At 66.8% G+C, this 19,347-nt stretch carries 14 protein-coding genes; 5 read left to right on the top strand and 9 right to left on the bottom strand.

Annotated elements, in window-relative coordinates; all coding sequences use genetic code 11:
- Positions 1-16 precede the first annotated feature (16 nt).
- Positions 17-169: a DUF1427 family protein gene (locus ACN22W_RS02385; protein WP_081051886.1), complete on the top strand. Its 153-nt coding sequence runs from the start codon at positions 17-19 to the stop codon at positions 167-169.
- A 21-nt stretch (positions 170-190) separates the two neighbouring features.
- On the opposite strand, the gene ACN22W_RS02380 is transcribed toward ACN22W_RS02385, so the two are convergent.
- The gene (locus ACN22W_RS02380) at positions 191-1,219 is read right to left on the bottom strand and encodes a transporter (RefSeq protein WP_419686055.1); all 1,029 of its coding nucleotides are present in this window, start codon (positions 1,217-1,219) and stop codon (positions 191-193) included.
- Positions 1,220-1,425: 206 nt separating this feature from the next.
- Positions 1,426-2,373 (bottom strand): phage tail protein, encoded by a 948-nt coding sequence (locus ACN22W_RS02375; RefSeq protein ID WP_419686054.1) that lies wholly within the window; start codon positions 2,371-2,373, stop codon positions 1,426-1,428.
- Positions 2,374-2,494: 121 nt separating this feature from the next.
- Between ACN22W_RS02375 and ACN22W_RS02370 the strand changes: the two genes are divergently transcribed.
- The 4 genes from ACN22W_RS02370 to ACN22W_RS02355 all read left to right on the top strand — a co-directional run bounded on the left by ACN22W_RS02370 (position 2,495) and on the right by ACN22W_RS02355 (position 9,518).
- Positions 2,495-3,340, top strand: coding sequence for a M15 family metallopeptidase (locus ACN22W_RS02370; RefSeq protein WP_129513586.1), 846 nt, complete (start codon positions 2,495-2,497; stop codon positions 3,338-3,340).
- A 304-nt stretch (positions 3,341-3,644) separates the two neighbouring features.
- Positions 3,645-7,589, top strand: a complete 3,945-nt coding sequence (gene tssM / locus ACN22W_RS02365; protein ID WP_419686052.1) for a type VI secretion system membrane subunit TssM — start codon at positions 3,645-3,647, stop codon at positions 7,587-7,589.
- Complete coding sequence (tagF, locus tag ACN22W_RS02360) at positions 7,586-8,575, top strand: type VI secretion system-associated protein TagF (RefSeq protein WP_048251022.1); 990 nt, start codon at positions 7,586-7,588, stop codon at positions 8,573-8,575. The genes tssM and tagF overlap by 4 nt, the downstream gene beginning before the upstream one ends.
- A 4-nt stretch (positions 8,576-8,579) precedes the next feature.
- Positions 8,580-9,518: an OmpA family protein gene (locus ACN22W_RS02355; RefSeq protein WP_419686050.1), complete on the top strand. Its 939-nt coding sequence runs from the start codon at positions 8,580-8,582 to the stop codon at positions 9,516-9,518.
- Between the two features lie 79 nt (positions 9,519-9,597).
- On the opposite strand, the gene tssA is transcribed toward ACN22W_RS02355, so the two are convergent.
- The 7 genes from tssA to tssC form a co-directional block, all read right to left on the bottom strand.
- Positions 9,598-10,719 (bottom strand): type VI secretion system protein TssA, encoded by a 1,122-nt coding sequence (gene tssA / locus ACN22W_RS02350; protein ID WP_129513580.1) that lies wholly within the window; start codon positions 10,717-10,719, stop codon positions 9,598-9,600.
- Positions 10,720-10,760: 41 nt separating this feature from the next.
- A complete protein-coding gene (gene tssH / locus ACN22W_RS02345) occupies positions 10,761-13,430 on the bottom strand; it encodes a type VI secretion system ATPase TssH (RefSeq protein WP_419686048.1) in 2,670 nt (889 codons plus the stop codon).
- A 325-nt stretch (positions 13,431-13,755) separates the two neighbouring features.
- Positions 13,756-14,856, bottom strand: coding sequence for a type VI secretion system baseplate subunit TssG (gene tssG, locus ACN22W_RS02340; protein ID WP_412022574.1), 1,101 nt, complete (start codon positions 14,854-14,856; stop codon positions 13,756-13,758).
- The gene (tssF, locus tag ACN22W_RS02335) at positions 14,820-16,655 is read right to left on the bottom strand and encodes a type VI secretion system baseplate subunit TssF (RefSeq protein ID WP_419686047.1); all 1,836 of its coding nucleotides are present in this window, start codon (positions 16,653-16,655) and stop codon (positions 14,820-14,822) included. The genes tssG and tssF overlap by 37 nt, the downstream gene beginning before the upstream one ends.
- A 76-nt stretch (positions 16,656-16,731) precedes the next feature.
- Positions 16,732-17,217, bottom strand: coding sequence for a type VI secretion system baseplate subunit TssE (gene tssE / locus ACN22W_RS02330; RefSeq protein ID WP_048251028.1), 486 nt, complete (start codon positions 17,215-17,217; stop codon positions 16,732-16,734).
- A gap of 62 nt (positions 17,218-17,279) precedes the next feature.
- Entirely contained in the window at positions 17,280-17,783 is a 504-nt protein-coding gene (locus ACN22W_RS02325; protein ID WP_048251029.1) for an Hcp family type VI secretion system effector, read from the bottom strand.
- 71 nt (positions 17,784-17,854) lie between these two features.
- Positions 17,855-19,345, bottom strand: a complete 1,491-nt coding sequence (gene tssC, locus ACN22W_RS02320; RefSeq protein ID WP_048251030.1) for a type VI secretion system contractile sheath large subunit — start codon at positions 19,343-19,345, stop codon at positions 17,855-17,857.
- Between the last annotated feature and the right edge of the window lie 2 nt (positions 19,346-19,347).

Here is a 19,347-nt window from a genome sequence, read left to right as displayed (position 1 = left end):
CGCACGGGAGACCGCCATGATGGATTACGTGACCTCGCTCGCGGTAGGCCTTGGTGTCGGCGTGCTGTACGCGCTGCTGCACGTGCGCTCGCCGGCCCCGCCGCTCGTCGCGCTCGTCGGCCTGCTCGGGATGGTGATCGGCGAGCGCGCGATCGCGCTGCTGCGTTGATGTGCCGATGCGGCGCCGGTGCTAACGGTCGTCGCGACGACGGAACGCCCACCATGCGGCGAGCCCGGTGAAACCCGCGACGAGCAGCACCATCAGCCAGAAGCCGTGCTTGTTCTCCGAGAACGGCACACCGCCGACGTTCATCCCGAAGAAGCCGGCGACGATGTTGATCGGCAGCGCGATCACGGTCACGAGCGTCAGCGTGAACAGCGTCCGGTTGTTCTGCTCGTCGAGGCGCGATCCGATCTCTTCCTGCAACAGCTTGATCCGCTCGTTGAGCCCCGACAGATCGGCGAGCACCAGCGAGAACTCTTCGGTCGATTCGCGCAGCTCCTGCACGTCTTCCGCGTGCAGCCACGCGGGCGGCTTCGCGAGCAACCGGAAGATCGACCCGGGCTCGGGCGCGAGCATGCGCTGCAGCCGTGTCAGCGTGCGGCGCATCGCACCGAGCTCGATGCGGCTCGACGTGAGCCGCTGCGACAGGAAGCGATCCTCGATGCGGTCGACGTCGACGCTCGTGCGCCGCATGATCTGAATCAGCAGGTCGGCCTGGTCACGCAGCAGGTGCACGAGCAGTTCCGCGGGCGACCGGAACTGCTCGCCGTCGCGCACGCACGCGCGCAGCGTGTCGACCGAGCGCAGCGGCTTGAGCCGCGCGGTGACCATGATGCGCCGCTCCACGTGGACGAACAGCGTCGCGATCTCCGACGGCGTCAGTTCGAGGTTGAACATCACGTCGTTGACGACCGCGCGCAACGCGCCGTCCTCCTGCTCGATGCGTGTCGAGCGCGAACCTTCGTGGAGGAATGCGAAGAAGCTGTCGGGCAGCGCGAGATGCGAGCGCATCCAGCGCTCGCTCGCGCCGTGCGCCAGATTGAAGTGCAGCCAGGCGAAATCGCCCGACACGGCTGCATCGTGCGCGCGGCACGTGTGCAGCCACTCGGCGGCCGCGTCGGCATCGAGCGGCGCGCCGGATCCGCCCGGAACGAAGCGGAATCCGCACACCATGCCGGACGTATCGGCGCCGTAAGTCTGTACGATCAGGTCCATCGTGTCGAAGGTCGTGCGGCGCGCGGCGCGCCGCGCATCGCGGGTCGCGGGCCCGCGCCGGGAAAAGAAAGGAGACGTATGCCCGACGGGCGTGACGCACGCGTGACAGCGTCACGCGGCATCATACCGGCTGCTTCCCTGCCCTAAAAGCAACGCGCCGCCCAACGGGCGGCGCAGGTACGGCATGACGGCACGTGCAAGACAGGTTACTGCCGCGTCTCCGACTGCGCGGCGCTCGGGCACGCCGGATCCTTGCCCCAGTGGCCGTCGCAGACGCGCCAGCGGCACAGCTGATCCTCGAAGAAACCGCGCTCCGAACACTCCTTCACGCGCGCCCCGAGCGAGCCGGCCGTCGCCGCCGTCTTGGTCGGCACGGCTTGCGCCTTCTGCGCGGCGACTTTCTTGTCGGCCGGCTTCGTGCGCGCGACGAGCGCCGCGAGCAAATCGGCATCCGGATCGTCCTTCCCGGCCGCCTTCGCGCTCGCGGTACGGGTCGGCGTCGCATCATGGCGCTTCTTCGCCTGTGCGAGCTCGGCCTCCTGTTCCTTGCGATGCTTGCGGGCTTCGGCCTTCGTCTCTGCCTTGCCATGCGCCGCGACCTTCGCGCTCTTCGCGGCGTCGGCCTTCGTGGTTTTGGTCGTCGCGGCCGCGGCGGCCGTGGCGGCTGCGGCAGCACCGGCCGTGGCCGCGCCCGATGCGTCGTCGGCGCCGCTGGCGAGCGCGCGCGACAGGCGGCTGTTGTCCGCGGCGGACGATGCGGATGCAACGGTCTGGGAGGCCGAATCGTCGTTGACGATCGTGGCCGGCTGCGCGGCGGGCGCGGTATTCTGCGCGACCTGGACGGTGGCGTCGCTGGCCGGTGCGGCCTTGGCCGGCGCAGCTGCCGCAGGCGCGGCGGCCGTCACGGCGGCGGCCTGCTCACCCGGATGCTGCTGCATGCGCCATGCGCCCCAGCCACCGACGGCAACCACCAGTGCGACGACGGCCGCGATCGGCGCCTTCAGCGAACGGCGCGGAGATTCGGCCGGCGGCGTGACACGTCCTTCCAGATTCGCGAGAATGCGCGACTGCTGAGCTCCTCCGTCGCTGGCCGGTTTAGTATCCGACAGCAGGCTGGGCGGAGTTTTCGAATTTGAATTTTCCGGCGCACTCATTCAGCGTCTCATTGAATCCTGGTTTAATTCACCGCGATAATATAGCCCGGCCTCTCGAAGCAGCCTGATTCTAAGAGCAAGCATTGCAAAACACAATCAATTCCAATTTCCGGGGATTTCGTTGATTGCCGTCGCACTCGTCGCCTATTTCGCCCTTGCCGTCGCGGTTGCGGCACTGTTGCTTTTACCGGGTATCCGCGCGACCGTTTTCGAATCGGTTGCCCAGTTTCACGGCCGTCTTACGCGCCGTGCGAACGATCGCGCCACGCGTACGCGAAGTCAGATTGTTAAATCGGCAAGCGTTACGCGCGGCGCTTTAAACGATGTGCAAAATTTACTGGTTCGCCGGCGCTTGATGATTATGGTATCGGCAGGTATTCTTGCGACGCCGCCATTGGTCGCCATTGCGTTACGCGGCCGGCAATTGTTCCAGTACGACGACACGGCGCGCGTGCCCGACGAGAAGATCGCCGCGCTGCTGCAGGGCGAACAGCTCGTGCCGCCGCCGCCGCTGCCGCCGGAAGTCTTCGCCACCAAGGAAGTCGAACAGGTGCGCCCGGCGCTGAAGGATGCGAGCCGGGACTGGAACCTGCTGGATCCGGATTTCCGTACGCGTTTGCTGCTGGTCTACAAGATCATGCACGAACAATATGGTTATGAAATGGCGCTGCTGGAAGGTTACCGGAGCCCGGAACGGCAAAACCGGCTGGCGCAGATGGGCGGCAACGTGACCAACGCGGCGGCCTTCCAGAGTTATCACCAATTCGGGCTGGCGGCCGACAACGCATTCCTGCGCGACGGCAAGCTGGTCATTTCCGAGAAAGATCCTTGGGCGATGCGCGGCTACCAGTTGTACGGCCAGGTCGCCGAGCAGGTCGGCCTGACCTGGGGGGGCCGATGGAAAATGATGGATCTCGGGCACGTGGAATACCATAAACCCGGTTTTAAACTGGGACGCGGCAGCTAGCCATGGCTGCCGGACAGGAAATAATGAGGGCGGCATGGGGCTTTTTAATATCCCGGCAGGAAACGATATGGGCGGCGTAAAAAATCGGGCATTCCGGTGCGTGATTTCTTTCGGCCGCCACTTCCGTTTTAAATCTCACAGCGTCCTTTCATTAATGCGCGCGCCTTCTCCGATGCCGCGGGCGCATTGATGCCAGCCCCCTTCTTCATCCCGTTTGACAGCGTGGCGACACATCGCGGCGCCACCCTTGCCGCTCGGCGCGCCTGCGTCGCCTCACCGAATCGCACCGGAACCTGAACGTCCTATGCAACGCATCCTCAACGTGCTGACTCATCCGCGTACGCTCTCGATCGTCGGGATCGTCGCGCTTGCGGCCATCCTCTTCATCGTCGCCGACATGCTGCAGCTGCCGCTCCTGTGGGCGGCGATCGCCTTCGCGGCGATCCTCGCGCTGTGGCTGGTCGTCGCGCTGTTGCGCCGCTGGCGCGTGAAGCGCGCGAACCAGCAGCTCGGCCAGGTGCTGGAAGAGCAGGCGGAAACCGGCAAGATCACCGCGCCCGCCGCCGCCGCGCTCGCGCCCGACGCGAAGACCGCCGACCTCGACGTGCTGCGCACGCGCCTGTCGGACGCGGTGAAGACGATCAAGACGTCGAAGATCGGCCAGGTCTCGGGCGGCTCCGCGCTGTACGAACTGCCGTGGTACATCGTGATCGGCAACCCGGCCGCGGGCAAGAGCAGCGCCGTGCTCAATTCCGGCCTGCAGTTCCCGTTCGCGGACAAGAACAGCGCCGTGATCCACGGCATCGGCGGCACGCGTAACTGCGACTGGTTCTTCACGACCGAAGGGATCCTGCTCGACACGGCCGGCCGCTATTCGGTGCACGAGGAAGACCGCAGCGAGTGGCTCGGCTTCCTCGGCCTGCTCAAGCGCTATCGCCCGAAGGCGCCGATCAACGGCATCATCGTCACCGCGAGCATCGCCGAACTCACCGGCAACCGCCCCGAATTCGCGATCAACCTCGCGAAAAACCTCCGCCAGCGCGTTCAGGAGCTGACGGAAAAACTCGAGGTGTTCGCGCCGGTCTACGTGATGTTCACGAAGGCCGACCTGATCACCGGCTTCACCGAATTCTTCAGCAGCAACGACAAGCACGAGTACGACCGCGTGTGGGGCGCCACCCTGCCCTACGAGCCGGACGACAAGCGCGACGTCGTCGCGCAGTTCGACACGCACTTCGAGGAACTCTACGAAGGGCTGAAGGAGATCAGCGTCGCGCAGCTGTCGCTGTCGCGCGGCAACCAGCTGTCGCCGGGCCAGTTGAGCTTCCCGCTCGAATTCTCGACGATCAAGCCGTCGCTGCGCGCGTTCCTCGCGACGCTGTTCGAGAACAACCCGTTCCAGTACAAGCCGATCTTCCGCGGCTTCTACTTCACCAGCGCGCTGCAGGAAGGCGAAACCAACAGCGCGGCCGCGCAGCGCATCGCGCACCGCTTCGGCCTCGACGCGAACGCTCTGCCGAAGCCGCACAGCGCGTTCTCGAAGAACGGCTTCTTCCTGCGCGACCTGTTCTCGAAGGTGATCTTCGCGGACCGCCAGACGGTGCGCCAGTTCGCCAGCCCGAACAAGACGCGGCTGCGCTACGCGACCTTCTTCGGCTTCGTCGCGGCGCTCGCGATCGCGCTCGGCGGCTGGACCTGGTCGACGATCGGCAACCAGCAGCTCGTGTCGAACGTGCAGGCCGACCTCGACAACGTCACGCGCCTGCAGCAGGGCCGCAACGACCTGCAGTCGCGCCTGCAGGCGATGGACATCCTGGAAGACCGGATCGAGCAGCTCGAGCAGTTCCGCCGCGACAAGCCGCTGTCGGTGTCGCTCGGCCTGTACCAGGGCGACCGTCTCGAGCAGCACTTGCTGACCGAGTACTACAACGGCGTGCGCCAGATCCTGCTGGCCCCCGTGTCGCAGAACCTTGCCTCGTTCATGAAGGACGTGAACGCGCACCCCGAACAGCTCGTGCCGATGACGCGCCCGCCCGAGTCGGGCGCCGTGCAGGCCGGCGCGCTGCCGGTCTCGACGAACGCGGCAGGCGCCACGCCGCTGGCCGGTGCCGCACTGGCCGCGTCCGGCACCGCGCCGGCCGCCGCGCCGCAACAGGCGGCCGCACCGCAGGGCGGCCTCTACAGCGACGCGTCGCCGACCAACGTGCAGGACGCGTACAACGCGCTCAAGACGTACCTGATGCTGTCCGACAAGCGCCACGTCGAGCAGGCACACCTGACCGACCAGCTCGCCCGCTTCTGGCGCGGCTGGCTCGAGACGAATCGCGGCAACATGCCGCGTGACGAGATGATCAAGAGCGCGGAGCGCATGATCTCGTTCTACCTGTCGCGCGTGAACGACGACGACTGGCCGATGATCGACGCGAACCTCGCGCTCGTCGACCAGACCCGCGAGAACCTGCGCCGCGTCGTGCGCGGCATGCCGGCCCGCCAGCGCGTCTACGAGGAAATCAAGGCACGCGCGTCGACCCGCTTCGCGCCGATGACCATCGCGCGCATCGTCGGCGACGGCAACCAGGGGCTCGTTGCAGGCAGCTACGCGATTCCGGGCACGTTCACGCGCGAAGCGTGGTTCGACTACGTGCAGCCGGCGATCCGCGACGCGGCGACCAAGGAACTGCAGGCGAAGGACTGGGTGCTGAACACGTCGACACAGGACGACCTGACGCTCGAGGGCAGCCCCGAGCAGATCCAAAAGACGCTCGTCGGCATGTACAAGACCGAGTACGCGCAGCACTGGCAGAAGTTCATGCAGGGCATCGCGGTGCAGGGCTTCAGCAGCTTCGGCCAGGCCGTCGACGGGATGAACCGCCTCGGCGACCCGCAGGATTCGCCGATCCGCAAGATCCTCGAAACCGCGTACGACCAGACGTCGTGGGACAACCCGTCGCTCGCGAACGTGACGATCAAGAAGGCGCAGACCGGCGTCGTGAACTGGGTCAAGCAACTGTTCTCGCGCTCGCAGGCCGGCCAGGTGGCGGCCGCCAACATCGACATCAACGGCAATCCGGCCGAGGTGCCGATGGGTCCGATCGGCCAGGAGTTCATCGGGCTCGCGCGGATCGTCGCGACGCATGACGGCACGTCGATGCTCAAGGGCTACATGGATTCGCTGTCGAAGGTCCGTACCCGCTTCAACGTGATCAAGAACCAGGGCGACCCGGGCCCCGGCGCGCGCCAGCTGATGCAGCAGACGCTCGACGGCAACGGTTCGGAACTCGCCGATTCGCTGAAGCTCGTCGACGAGCAGATGCTGACGGGCCTCACCGATTCGCAACGCAAGTCGCTGCGTCCGCTGCTCGTGCGGCCGCTGATGCAGGCGTTCGCGGTCGTGATCCAGCCGGCCAGCGCCGAGGTCAACAAGGTGTGGAACGCGCAGGTCTACCAGCCGTTCCAGAACTCGCTCGCGACGAAGTACCCGTTCGCGGCGAGCGCGAAGGTCGAAGCCGGCGCCGGCGAGATCGCGCAGGTGTTCGGTCCGGACGGCTCGATCGCGAAGTTCGTCGGCACGACGCTCGGGCCGCTCGCGGTGCGCCGCGGCGACACGCTCGCCGCCCGCACGTGGGGCGACATGGGCATCGGGCTCACGCCGGACTTCACGAACGGCTTCGCGCGCTGGGTTGCACCGCTCGCGGGCGGCGCCGCAGGCAGCGCGGCCGCGGCGTCCGAGCCGCAGACCGTGTTCCAGATCCTGCCGCAGCCGAGCACGGGCACGACCGAATACACGATCGCGATCGACGGCCAGCAACTGCGCTACCGCAACACCCCGCCGCAGTGGACCAACTTCGTGTGGCCGAACCCGCAGGGCTCGCCGGGCGCGACGCTGTCCGCGACGACCTTCGACGGTCGCACGGTGCAGCTCGTCAACGAGCCGGGCCGCTACGGTCTCGAAAAGCTGATCAACTCGGCGCAGCGCAAGCGCCGTCCGGACGGCACCTTCGACCTGACGTGGGTGCAGGGCAGCGTGAACGTGTCGGTGACGATGCGCATCATCAGCACGTCGCAACCGTCCGGCGGTGGCGGCGACCAACCGCAGCAGCAGAGCCTGCGCGGCCTGCAGCTGCCGTCGTCGGTCGCCGACGCGAGCGCGGGCGCCGCGCAGAACGCGACCCAGTCCGGCACGGGCACGCCGGGCGCAGCGCCGGCCGTCGCGGCCGCCAACGCAACGAATGCACAGGGGGCGCAATGACGCAAACCGTACAGGCGCAAATCGCCTACTTCGGCAAGATTCCGTCGCGCGGCGACTTCGTGAAGAGCCCGCACAATCCGCAGTTGCTGCAGACGCTCGATCGCTGGATCGCGCAGGCGCTCGAACTGCTCGCGGAAGATCCGCGCTGGAAGCTCGTCTACGAGGATGCGAAGCCGATGCATTTCGCGTTCCTCGGCTCGCGCAGCAAGCTCGCGATCGCGGGCCACATGGTCGCGAGCCACGACGTGTCGATGCGCCGCTTCCCGTTCCTCGGCGCAACCGCGCTCGAGGTCGACCGGCCGCTCGCGTTCCTCGCGCGCAGCCCGCTCGCATTCGCGCGGCTGTGGTCGCGCGTCGCCACGCAGATCCCGCCGCTGCTCGGCAAGGACGAGCCGCCCGGCGCGCTGCAGGCACTCGGCGACACGCAGGTGCCGATCGACGTCGGTGGCCCCGGCACGTCGCATGACGGCACCTTCAACGATTTCGTCGAACACCAGTCGCTGTATGGGCTCCAGCAGATGCTGCTCGAAAGCGGGCACCCGGTGCGGCTGCGCGGCGCGATGCTCGCGCTCGGCTCGCTGCTGCGGCCGGTGATGCAGAGCGGCTCGTCGCACATCGAGCGCGGCCTGACACTGCCGCTGCCGGTCGATCCGTTCTACCGCAGCCTCGTCGCCGCGTTCTGGCTGGAACTGATCGCGCCGTTCGTCGCGCAGGCCGACTTCGAGCTCGCGATCTTCATCGGCACGATCGCCGAGCGCGAACGGCTCATCATCGGCTTCAACGGGGCGTCGGCAAAGACGCTGCTGAGCGTTGTCGACCCGCAGACCTACGCCGCCCACAACATCGACATCGACGATCCCGAGTGGATCGACGCCCATGCGCAAAACGATCATCAGATCAGCAAGCTCGTCAGCTACCTCGACCAACCGCAACTCTCGCTGCGCGTCGCCATCGACGCGTTCCGCGAAGCGTTCATCGGAGGCTGACGGGATGCATCGCACGATTCACGTCCGGCGCGCACGCTTCTCGCCCGCCCTCGCCGCCCTGCTCGCCGCCGGCCTCGTTGCCAGCGGCGCGAGCTTCGCGCAGAACACCGGCGCGACCGTCACGCCGGTCGGCAACGGCACGGTCACGACGACCGCGCTGCCGTCCCCCGGCACCGCGCCGGCAACCGCGTCCGGCACGGTGGTGCACGGCACGGCCGGCACCATCACGCCGCCGCCCGCGAACGCGGCGCCCGGCCAGGTGGTCGTCGGCGGCAAGGTGCCCGACGAGGCAACCAAGGCCGCCGTGCTGCAGAAGCTGCGCGACACCTACGGCGCGACGAACGTCGTCGACCAGATCGAGGTTGGCGACGTCGCGACGCCGCCGAACTGGAGCGCGAACGTGCAGAAGCTGCTCGGCGCGCAGCTCAAGCAGATCAGCAAGGGGCAGCTGAAGATCAACGGCACGCAGATCGAGATGAAGGGCGAGGTGCACAACGAGGCGCAGCGGCAGCAGCTCGCGAGCGACATGGCGAACACGCTGAACCCGACCTACACGATCAAGAACGGGCTGCGTGTGTCGGCGTCCGAGCAAGGCGTGCTCGACCAGACGCTCGCGAACCGGACGATCGAGTTCGAGACGGGCAGCGCGACGCTGACGCCGCAGGGCAAGCTGATCCTCGACCAGATGGCGGCCGCGCTCTCGAAGATGCAGAACCGCACGGTCGACATCATCGGCCACACCGACAACTCGGGGAACCGGACGTCGAACATCGCGCTGAGCCAGGCGCGCGCGGATGCGGTGAAGGGTTACCTGATCACGAAGAGCATTCCGCCGCAGCAGATGACGACGACGGGCGTCGGGCCGGATCAGCCGATCGCGCCGAATGACACGGCGGATGGACGGGCGCGGAATCGGCGGATCGAGTTCCGGGTGGGGCAGTAAGAGATCGACATGGGCCGCTCCGCATGGAGCGGACCGGCAGGCAACGGGCGGCGGCAGTCATGCGCCGCCCGTTGTGCGTTTACGACTGCTCGTCCGGCCTCACACCCAGCAACTCGCGGATATGCGACAGCGAGCCGTCGTCCTTGACGACGCTCTCGAGCCACTTGTGCAGCGGCATGTCGGCCCATTCGGCCGCCTTGTCGGCGAGATACGCGACCGGGCTGTGCGGCTCGGTCTGGCGGAAATAACGCGCCACCGCACGCAGCTGGTCGACGGCCTGCGCACGGTTCTGGATGCCGGCGATCATTTGCGTCATCGGGGGACGCGGAGCGGTCTGCGACTGCACGTGAGTCTCCTCGGTCTGGATCGAATTGCCGAAAACCGGCTCGATACGCTCGGGCTGCGCCTGCGGCGCCGATGGCGCGTGCGGCGCGCTGCCCGTATAGCCCTGCTCGCGCGCAAAGCGCTCGGCGAGCCGGTACACGGTCTCGAACGCGTCGCGCGCCTGCCGGAAGCTCGGTGCCGAATCGCCGGCGCGCTCGACGAGCCGCTCCTCGAATGCATCGAGCGCGAATTCGAACGCCTTCAGGTTCGCCAGCAGCGCCGTGTAGAACGCGATCGGCGTCACGCGCCGCGACGAATCGATCTGGTCGACCGTCGGCTTGCCGCGCGCGATGTCGTCCGCGTGTTCGGGGTCGCGCTTGATGGACTGCGCGACGTGCTGCGCCACTTCCCAGTCGAGCGTGCTGAACGCGTTCGACGCGCCGTCCGTCATCGGCACCGCGCGCAGCAGCTCGGCCGTGCGGCCGGAGAGCCACGCGACGTTGCCGAGCCGGTACTCGGTGTCGTCGCCTTCGGGCAGCGGGTGCACGGTGTCCCAGAACTCGCGGCACAGGCCCTCGAGCAGCGCATAACCTTCGGTGAGGCCGGTGAGGCCGTCCTCGAGCGCGAGCGCCTCGGTCAGCCACACGCCGAGCCGCAGGTCCTTGGTACGCGTGCGCAGCAGCTCGCCCGCATGGTCGACGACGAAGCCCCAGTCGGCTTCCTTGATCTCGGTCACCCATTCGCCCTGGTCGAGCGTCGGATCGTCGTAGCGCCGCGCGTCCTGGATCGCGTCGAATTCGTTTGAAAACAGCATGTCGTCGCCGCTGGGCGACGCATCGCTGATCGGCGTCAGCAGCTCGGGGAGATTGATCGGCATGGTTCGGTCAGTTCATCAATGCTTGCGTTGCGCGGCCGCGCTCATTCGACGGTGTACGCGAATTCGCCGGCCTCGTCCGCACGCACCGCGATGCGCGCGATGGCCGCGCCGTCGGCGATCCGGCCGAGCACGTGGCCCGCGATCTCCGGCAGCAGCGTGCCGTTCAGGATATGGTCAACGTTGCGGGCGCCCGAATCGACCTCGGTGCAGCGCGCCAGCACCGCATCGACGAGCGACTCGTCCCATTCGAACGCGGCCTTGTGGTTCGCCTCGATCCGGCGGCGGATCCGCTCGAGCTTCAGCTCGATGATCTCGGCCAGCACGTCGTCGGAAATCGGATAGTACGGCACGACCTTCATCCGCCCGAGGAACGCGGGCTTGAACGTCTTGTACAGCTGCGGGCGCAGCGCCTCGGCGAGCGCGTCCGGATCCGGCAGTTCCTCGGCCGGCTTGTTCAGGCAGGCCTGCATCACCGCGGTCGACCCGACGTTCGACGTCAGGATGATCAGCGTGTTGCGGAAATCGATCTCGCGCCCTTCCGCATCGTCCATCGTGCCCTTGTCGAACACCTGGAAGAACATCTCGAGCACGTCGGGGTGCGCCTTCTCGACTTCGTCGAGCAGCACGACGGAATACGGGTTGCGGCGCACGGCCTCGGTCAGCACGCCGCCTTCGCCGTAACCGACGTAGCCGGGCGGCGAGCCCTTCAGGCCCGACACGCTGTGCGCTTCCTGGTATTCGCTCATGTTGATCGTGACCATCTTGCGCTCGCCGCCGTACAGGATGTCGGCCAGCGCGAGCGCGGTTTCGGTCTTGCCGACGCCCGACGGCCCGACGAACATGAACACGCCGCGCGGCTTGTTCGGATCCTCGAGGTTCGCGGTCGCGGTGCGCACGCGCTGCGCGATCGCGTCGAGCGCATGGTCCTGGCCAATCACGCGCGCGGTGAGCAGCGGCTGCAGGTTCAGCACGGTATCGATCTCGTCCTTCACCATGCGGCCGAGCGGAATGCCCGTCCACGCGGCGACGATCTCGGCGACGACGTGGCCGTCGACCTGCAGCGGCACCATCGGCTCGGCGCCCTGCAGTGCATGCAGCGCCGCGACGCGTTCGGCGAGTTGGTCGCGCGTCGCCTGCACGTCGACCGGCTGGCCGTCTTCCGACGGGCCGCGCGCCTTGTCGAGCGTGTCGCGCAGTTCGGTGATCTCGGCGACGATCACGCGCTCGGCTTCGTAGCGCGCTTCGTCCTTCGCGAGTTGCTCCAGCGCCGTGTCGCGCGTGGTGCGCAGCTCGGCGAGCCGCTCGTCGTGCGGCGCGCCGCCGGCCGCCTCGCGCTCCAGCGACGCGATTTCCGCGTCGATCCGCTCGATGCGCTTCTTCGTGTCGTCGATCGCGGCCGGCGTCGCGCTGTGCGCGAGCGCGACCTTCGCGCATGCGGTGTCGAGCACGCTGATCGCCTTGTCGGGCAGCTGGCGGCCGCTGATGTAGCGGTGCGACAGGCGCACGGCCTCGGTGATCGCATCGTCGAGAATCCGCACGTTGAAGTGCTTCTCCATCAGGCCGGACATCCCGCGCAGCATCGCGGCCGCGAGCGGTTCGCTCGGCTCCTCGACCTTCACGACCTGGAAACGCCGCGCGAGCGCCGCGTCCTTCTCGAAGTATTTCTTGTATTCGCTCCACGTCGTCGCGGCGATCGTGCGCAGCTCGCCGCGCGCAAGCGCCGGCTTCAGCAGGTTCGCCGCGTCGTTCTGGCCGGCCTGGCCGCCCGCGCCGATGATCGTGTGCGCTTCGTCGATGAACAGGATGATCGGGTGCGCGCTCTTCTTCACCTCGTCGATCACGCTCTTCAGGCGGTTCTCGAACTCGCCCTTCACGCTCGCGCCGGCCTGCAGCAGCCCCATGTCGAGCACGTGCAGCGCGACGCCACGCAGCGGCGGCGGCACGTCGTCGGCCGCGATGCGCAGCGCGAGCCCTTCGACGACCGCCGTTTTACCGACACCGGCTTCGCCGGTCATGATCGGGTTGTTCTGGCGGCGGCGCATCAGGATGTCGATCGCCTGGCGGATCTCGGCTTCGCGGCCGATCACCGGGTCGATCTTGCCGTCGCGTGCGCGCTGCGTGAGGTTGGTCGTGTACGTGTCGAGCGCGGGCGTCTTCGACGGGCCGGCCGCGGGCGCCGTGCCATCGGCGGCCGGCGCCACGCCGCCGTCGTCGCTATCGGCCTGGCGCGGTTCGGCTTCGCTCGACCCGGCCACGATCTCGTCGAACTTGTGCTTCAGGTCCGTCACGTTCACTTCCGCGAACTGCGACGACATCCGCTGCGCGAACTGCGCGAGATCCGGCGCGGTCAGCAGTGCGAGCAGCAGGTGCCCCGAACGGATGCGGCCGAGATGCGAATCGAGCGACGCGATCAGCCAGGCCTGCTCGAACAGCGCGATCAGGTGCACGGAAAACACCGGCGTGCGCGTATTGCCGGTCTTCAGGCGCGTCAGTTCGCGCTCCAGATCGGCGCGCAGCGCATGCGGATCGACGCGGCTCGCGCGCAGCGCGAGCGGCAGGTCGCCCGCCGGCTCCTCGAGCAACGCGAGGAACAGGTGCTCCAGATCGACCTCGTAGTGGCCGCGCGCCAGGCACGCGCTCGCCGCACGCTCGGTCGCGCGCCGGCTCAGCGGGTTCAGTTTCGTGATCAGGGTCTTCAGAGGCGTGCTCATGGCGTCGATCTCAGGTTCGATTGTGTGTTGTTGTTAGGGTCTGTTTACATATGGAACGCGCATGCGTTGCCACGAGAACGGCCGCTCGCGAGGCGCGCGACGCCGCGAATACTGACGTATTCGCAAGGAGCGCAACGCGGCGAGCGGCCGTTCTCGTGGCAACCCCAAATTAAAAAATTCATGTCACGGGAATGCCCGAAATCGCCCGCATGGCGGCGTCGCTCGTCGCTTGTTTGGCTCGGCCAAACGGCGCGCCTCACTTCTTGCCCTGCGAGCGATTTCGGGCATTCGCATGCGCGTTCCATATGTAAACAGACCCTTGGAATCAGTGAATCACGTGCAGTTCGTAGCGTGCGTCCGAGCGGTCGTCGATCGCGTCGCGCGTGCAGAGGAACGCGTCCCAGCCGAGCCGCGAGCCCGCGCCGAGCACGCTCGCGCCGACCTCGGTGCGCTTCAGCACCAGCTTCACCTCGTACTCGAGCGTGACGCCGGCGAGCAGCGTCAGCATCCGTTCGAGCGCGATGGCCTGCGCGCCGCCGGGCAGGAACGCCTCGTAGTCGCGCTTGGACAGCGGGCCGACGACGATCCGCGCGCGCATGTCGCGCTGCCACACGCGTTCGCCGACCAGCGCCGTCGCGCCGAGCACCGCGTTGACCTCGCCGAGCACGCTCAGCTGGTCGGGCGGCACGTCGTACCACTTGCCGACGAACTGGTCGATCTTCACCGGCACGCGGAAATAGTCGGACAGCGTGCGCTGCAGGTACGCGGCCGACATCGGCCGGTGCCGCGCGGCCAGCGCGTAACCTGCAACGGCCTCGTCGAGCACGCCGCCGACGCCGGCCGCGAGGCTGTCGCGCACCTCGTCGCTCGGCACGCCCGCGATCGCGAGCAGCAGCGGCAGATAGCGCTCGTCGCGGTCGAGCTCGTAATGGAACGGCAGCCGGTATTTCTTCCACGCCGCATAGAACAGCGCGGTCGCGCGGTTCGAAAACACATCGAAAAACGCGCGGGCCGCGTGGTCGCGCTTATGGTGCTCGCGTGCGACAATCTGCTCGGTGTAATGCAGCGGCAGCGCGCCCTGCGCGCCGAGCAGCCCGAAGAACGCGGGCGTCAGCTCGACGTGGCCGAGTTCGCCGGACGCGAGCGCGGCTTTGCGCTGCTCGCCCGAGTCGAGCAGCGCGCCGTCGTCGTCGAACGAGCGCACGCCCTCGATCTCGCTCGGCGGAAAGCCGAGCGACAGCGTGTTGCGGAATTCGATGCGCTGCGCGACCACGTCGCCCTGTCGCCATGCGCCGGGCGCATCCGACGCCTGCCGCGCGAACAGTCCTTCGAGCACGCGCACCGCCTGGAAGAATTCGAAGCGGTGCGGTTCGTCGAGCAGCGCGTCGACTACGCCAGGATCGACTCGCCGGTCCGGGGCTTGCATCGGATGATCTCCTCGCCGGTGCGCTTCGACACGACGACTAGTTGAACGAAACTGTTGAGGTGGACGTAAAGCCCGAAGAAGCTGTCGAGCACGCGCACGAACGACGCGAGGCTCGCGCCGACGAAGTGCTCCTCGTCGATCGTCAGGCGGATCTCGATGCCGCGCACGAAGGTCGCGAACGGTTTGCCGGGCAGCCACTGCACGGCGCCGCGCTGCTCGATGCCGGCCAGGCCGTCGATCTGGCGCATCGACACGGCGGTGCGCCGCAGGTCGTACAGCGTCAGCATTTCCTTCAGCGGCGCGAGGCCGTGCGCGACCAGCGACACGTGATTGAGCGCGAGGTGCGACACGAGCCGCCAGTGCGCGGCGCGGCCGCGCTCGAAGCGCACGCTCTGCGTCGGGCGGCGCAGCAGCGAGATGCCACTCGTCTGCGCACCGCCTTCCTGGAACAGGTCGCCGCCCTCGAGACCAAACGCGAGCATCGCCGGCAGGTCGCGGTTCGTGCAAGTGAGGTCGAGGCTCAGCGTGTCGGTTTGCGGCGACGTCGGCTCGAAGTCGATGTCGACGATCGAGATCTCCGTTTCGTAGCCGGGGCTCTTCTGCGCGACCCAGTCGTTGCGGCGCGCGAACCAGTAATGACCGATCCGCGCCGATTCGCCGTGATGCAGCGAATAGAACGGCCGGAACTCGATCACCGATTCTTCATGCGCCTGCTGCCGCACGAGCTTCACCGAGTCGATCGAGTACACCTCGTACGCGAACGCGCGGCGCGCCTCGGCAATCACCGGGTACGACACCGCGCGGTGCGTGATGCGGATCGGCTCGCCGTGCTGGCGGAACAGGTTGACGATCGGCGTGCAGAACAGCCGGAAGTGGCTCGCCGTCAGCAGTTCGAGCAGCCGCGCGACGTGCGAATCGCTTCGTACGTCCTGCAGCACCAGATGCAGCGTCGCGCGCTGGCAATGGCCCGACGCACGCGCGATCGCCGCGAGGTCGAAGTCGACGAAATCGAACTTGTCGGGGAACGCGAAGTATTCGGTGAGCAGGCGGTACGCGGGATGCGATTTCGCCGGGTAGTCGATCAGCGCGTCGTCCTCGCCGAAGCCGGCCTGCGCGATCGGCAGCTTGCGCAGCGCGGTCCAGCGGCCGTTGCGTTCGGGCTCGACATACGCGCCGAGCACGTTGACGAACAGGCAATCAGTGAGCGCGGCGACGAACGACTGCTCGCCGTGCAGGTGCGCGCGCAGCGTCGGCACCTTCAGCGCGCCGAGATCGAGCTGCGCGGCGAGCGATTCGAACGTGATCGAGATCACGCCCGTCGCATTGGACGGCAGCACCGTCGCGCTCGGCGCGAGCGCGACCGGCGTGTAGCGGGCTTCCGAAATGCGGATCGGCGCGAGCGTCACGTCGTAGGCAGTGCGGAACCGGCACTGCACGCCGCGGATCGGGCGGCTCTTCAGTTCGGTGCCGCGATCGATCACGACCGGCTCGGTCTGCTGGCCGGGCGACGCCGGCGTGAACTGCGCGATCGAACACGACGGAAATGGCCGCAGATAGTGCGGATACAGCACTTCCAGCAGCGCTTCGGTGAATTCGGGGTAGTCGTCGTCGAGCTTCTTGTTGATGCGCGCGCCGAGCAGCGCGAACGACTCGATCATCCGCTCGACGTGCGGATCCTCGCAATGCTCGCCCGACAGCGCGAGCCGTGCCGCGATTTTCGGATAGCGTTCGGCGAAATCTCGCGAATAGCGCCGCAAAAACGATAATTCGCGCTCGTAATACGGCAGCAATTCTTCCATCGACGACCCCGAACCTCAATATTTCCTGCCGGACCTGATCAACCACCGGGCGGTCCGGCCCGCTCGGCGGCTTGATTTACTGCATTCTCGCGGCGCGTGCGCGCGTGACCGAATACTGCAGCGTCGACGGCTGCAGCATCGCGTCGAAACTCACCGGCTCCTCGGCCGGGTGCACGACGAGCAGCGCCTGGATCGCGAAGTAGAGCGCGTTGGTCGCCTGCTCGTTCAGCTCGAACGCCACCTGGACCTGCTGCAGGCGCGGCTCATGGCGCGCGATGGCCTGCTGGATCGACTTGCAGATGAACGCGCGGTCGTAGTGACTCGCGAGGCTCAGCCCCGCGAAATCGTTCAGCCCGTAGGTCAGCACCGATTTCTGGCATTCCGGCAGCGCGGCCAGTTCGTTCTCGGTGTGCGCGATACGGGTGTTGAGGATCGCCTCGACGTCGCGGGCGACCGTGTTCTTGAGCTCGTCCAGCGACAATTGCCGCATCGCTGCCGAGGCCGGCAGGTGCGGTTCGTCGTCGAACAGCTTGTCGAGAAAACTGGGTTCGAATCGTTTCATCGGCCGGCATGCACTGCTAAAGCGGCAACGGGACGCCGCGCGCCCCGTTGCCGCAACCGACCTTAGACCGCGTAGGTCTTGTCGTTCTTCGTCAGGCTCCAGGCGCCTTGCGTGTTGCCGCCCTGGTTGCCGCCGATCTTCTGCTGGGTCTGCTTCCACTGCACGGCAGCGTACTTCAGCGAGAACGTCTCGATCGGCAGGCCTTCCTCGCGGACGCTCGGCGCGATGCTCGAGATGATCACGTACTTGAGCTTGACTTCCAGATACTGCACGCGCTTGCCTTCACCGTCCGCGCGCGAGAAATGGATCGTCACCTCGTCGAACGTCGTGCCGCCCGACGCGTGCTGGTACAGCAGCGGGCTCGCCGAATCGATTTCCTTCGAGAACACCATGTCGCCGTGTTCGCAACGCGTCTGCGTCAGGCCGCCGGCCGACGAAGCAGTCGCCGAGCGCGGCTGCAGGATCGAGTGATCCCACGACTTCAGCTCGAGCCAGCCCTGATGGTCCTTGTCCGCGGACTCGCCCTTGACTGCCGGGCTACCAAACTGCAAGTGAATGTGTAACATGGTCCTTCTACTCCCCAAAGAGGTGGTTTTAACGTCCTACCCAGGCGGCCCGCCCGGGCGATTTTGCTCGCTTATGAATTTGCCGATTTGGGCAGATCAGCGACAAGTCGCAGAGAAATCGAGAGTTCGTCGAGCTGAAAGTGCGGGCGCAGGAACGCGACCGAACGATACGAGCCCGGCTTGCCCGGAATCTCCGACACTTGTATGGATGCCTCGCGCAGCGGGAATTGCGCTTTCTGTTCCTGCGAGGCGTTGTCGTCGAGCAGGACGTACTGCGAAATCCACCGGTTGAGGAAAGTCTCCACGTTCTGCGCCGATGCGAAGCTGCCGATCTTGTCCCGCATCATCGCCTTCAGGTAGTGCGCGACGCGCGATACCGAGAAGATGTACTGCAGCTGAGCGGACAGGACGGCGTTCGCATTCGCGCTGTCGGTGCTGTATTTCTTGGCTTTCTGCACCGACTGCGCAGCGAAGAACGCGGCGTAATCGGAATTCTTGCAATGGACCAGCGGGATGAAGCCGAGGTCGCTCAGCTCCTTCTCGCGGCGATCGGTGATCGCGATCTCGGTCGGGCACTTCAGCGCGACTTCACCGTCGTCGGTCTTGAACGTGTGGGTCGGCAGGTCCTCGACGAGGCCGCCGCCTTCGACGCCGCGGATCGCCGCACACCAGCCGAAGTCGTCAAACGCGGCCGTCAGGCGCGCCGCGAATGCCCACGCGGCGTTGCACCACAGGTACTTGTCGTGCTCGGTGCCGTCGACGTCCTCGACAAAGTTGAAGCGTTCCGCGGTCTGGCCGTCCTTCGGATTGAACGGCAGGCGGCCGAGGAAGCGCGGCAGCGTCAGACCGACGTAGCGCGAATCCTCGGAGTCGCGGAACGACTTCCACTTCGCGTATTCGACCGTGTCGAACACCTTGGCCAGATCGCGCGGCTTGCCGAGATCGGAGAACGTCTCGAGGCCGAGCAGCTCCGGCGACGCCGACGCGATGAACGGCGCGTGCGCGGCCGCCGCGACGCGCGACATCTGCTCGATGAAGTAAAAATCTTCCGGCTGGCGCGAGATCTCGTAATCGCCGATCAGCGCACCGAACGGTGAGCCGCCGAACGTGCCGAATTCTTCTTCGTAGACCTTCTTGAACAGCGCGCTCTGGTCGAACTCGCTCGCGCCCTTGAAATCGCGCACGAGGTCGCGCTTCGGCGCGTGCAGCGCCTTGATCTTGATCGTCTGGCCGGTGTTGCTTTCCTTGACCAGGTAATCCATGCCGCGCCACGTGCTTTCGAGGCGCTGGAATTCCGGCGCATGCATCACCGCGGAAAGCTGCGTGGAGATCAGGCGATCGAGTTCCGCGACGCGCGCGTCGATCGTCGCCGACAGGTTGTCCGACACGATCACCGTGCCGTCGAGCACCTGGTGCACGAGTTCGCCGATCAGGTCCTTCGCACGTGCATGCTCGGAATCGGATTTCGCGACCTTGCTCTTCTCGACGATGTCGTCGAGCAGCGAGGTCCCGGCGGCGTATTCCGCGCCGCTGGCTTGGGCCGCAGCCGTTTGCTGGTTCATCT

Source organism: Burkholderia theae (assembly GCF_048565265.1).
In the GTDB taxonomy this organism is placed as follows: Bacteria; Pseudomonadota; Gammaproteobacteria; order Burkholderiales; family Burkholderiaceae; genus Burkholderia; species Burkholderia theae.
This window is presented reverse-complemented; position numbering and strand designations above follow the sequence as displayed.

Excerpts from the sequence above, each read along its gene's own strand:
- ACN22W_RS02385 (WP_081051886.1), top strand. The coding sequence starts at position 17 with ATGATGGATTACGTGACCTCGCTCGCGGTAGGCCTTGGTGTCGGCGTG.
- ACN22W_RS02380 (WP_419686055.1), bottom strand. The coding sequence starts at position 1,219 with ATGGACCTGATCGTACAGACTTACGGCGCCGATACGTCCGGCATGGTG.
- ACN22W_RS02375 (WP_419686054.1), bottom strand. The coding sequence starts at position 2,373 with ATGAGTGCGCCGGAAAATTCAAATTCGAAAACTCCGCCCAGCCTGCTG.
- tssM (WP_419686052.1), top strand. The coding sequence starts at position 3,645 with ATGCAACGCATCCTCAACGTGCTGACTCATCCGCGTACGCTCTCGATC.
- tagF (WP_048251022.1), top strand. The coding sequence starts at position 7,586 with ATGACGCAAACCGTACAGGCGCAAATCGCCTACTTCGGCAAGATTCCG.
- ACN22W_RS02355 (WP_419686050.1), top strand. The coding sequence starts at position 8,580 with ATGCATCGCACGATTCACGTCCGGCGCGCACGCTTCTCGCCCGCCCTC.
- tssA (WP_129513580.1), bottom strand. The coding sequence starts at position 10,719 with ATGCCGATCAATCTCCCCGAGCTGCTGACGCCGATCAGCGATGCGTCG.
- tssH (WP_419686048.1), bottom strand. The coding sequence starts at position 13,430 with ATGAGCACGCCTCTGAAGACCCTGATCACGAAACTGAACCCGCTGAGC.
- tssG (WP_412022574.1), bottom strand. The coding sequence starts at position 14,856 with ATGCAAGCCCCGGACCGGCGAGTCGATCCTGGCGTAGTCGACGCGCTG.
- tssF (WP_419686047.1), bottom strand. The coding sequence starts at position 16,655 with ATGGAAGAATTGCTGCCGTATTACGAGCGCGAATTATCGTTTTTGCGG.
- tssE (WP_048251028.1), bottom strand. The coding sequence starts at position 17,217 with ATGAAACGATTCGAACCCAGTTTTCTCGACAAGCTGTTCGACGACGAA.
- ACN22W_RS02325 (WP_048251029.1), bottom strand. The coding sequence starts at position 17,783 with ATGTTACACATTCACTTGCAGTTTGGTAGCCCGGCAGTCAAGGGCGAG.
- tssC (WP_048251030.1), bottom strand. The coding sequence starts at position 19,345 with ATGAACCAGCAAACGGCTGCGGCCCAAGCCAGCGGCGCGGAATACGCC.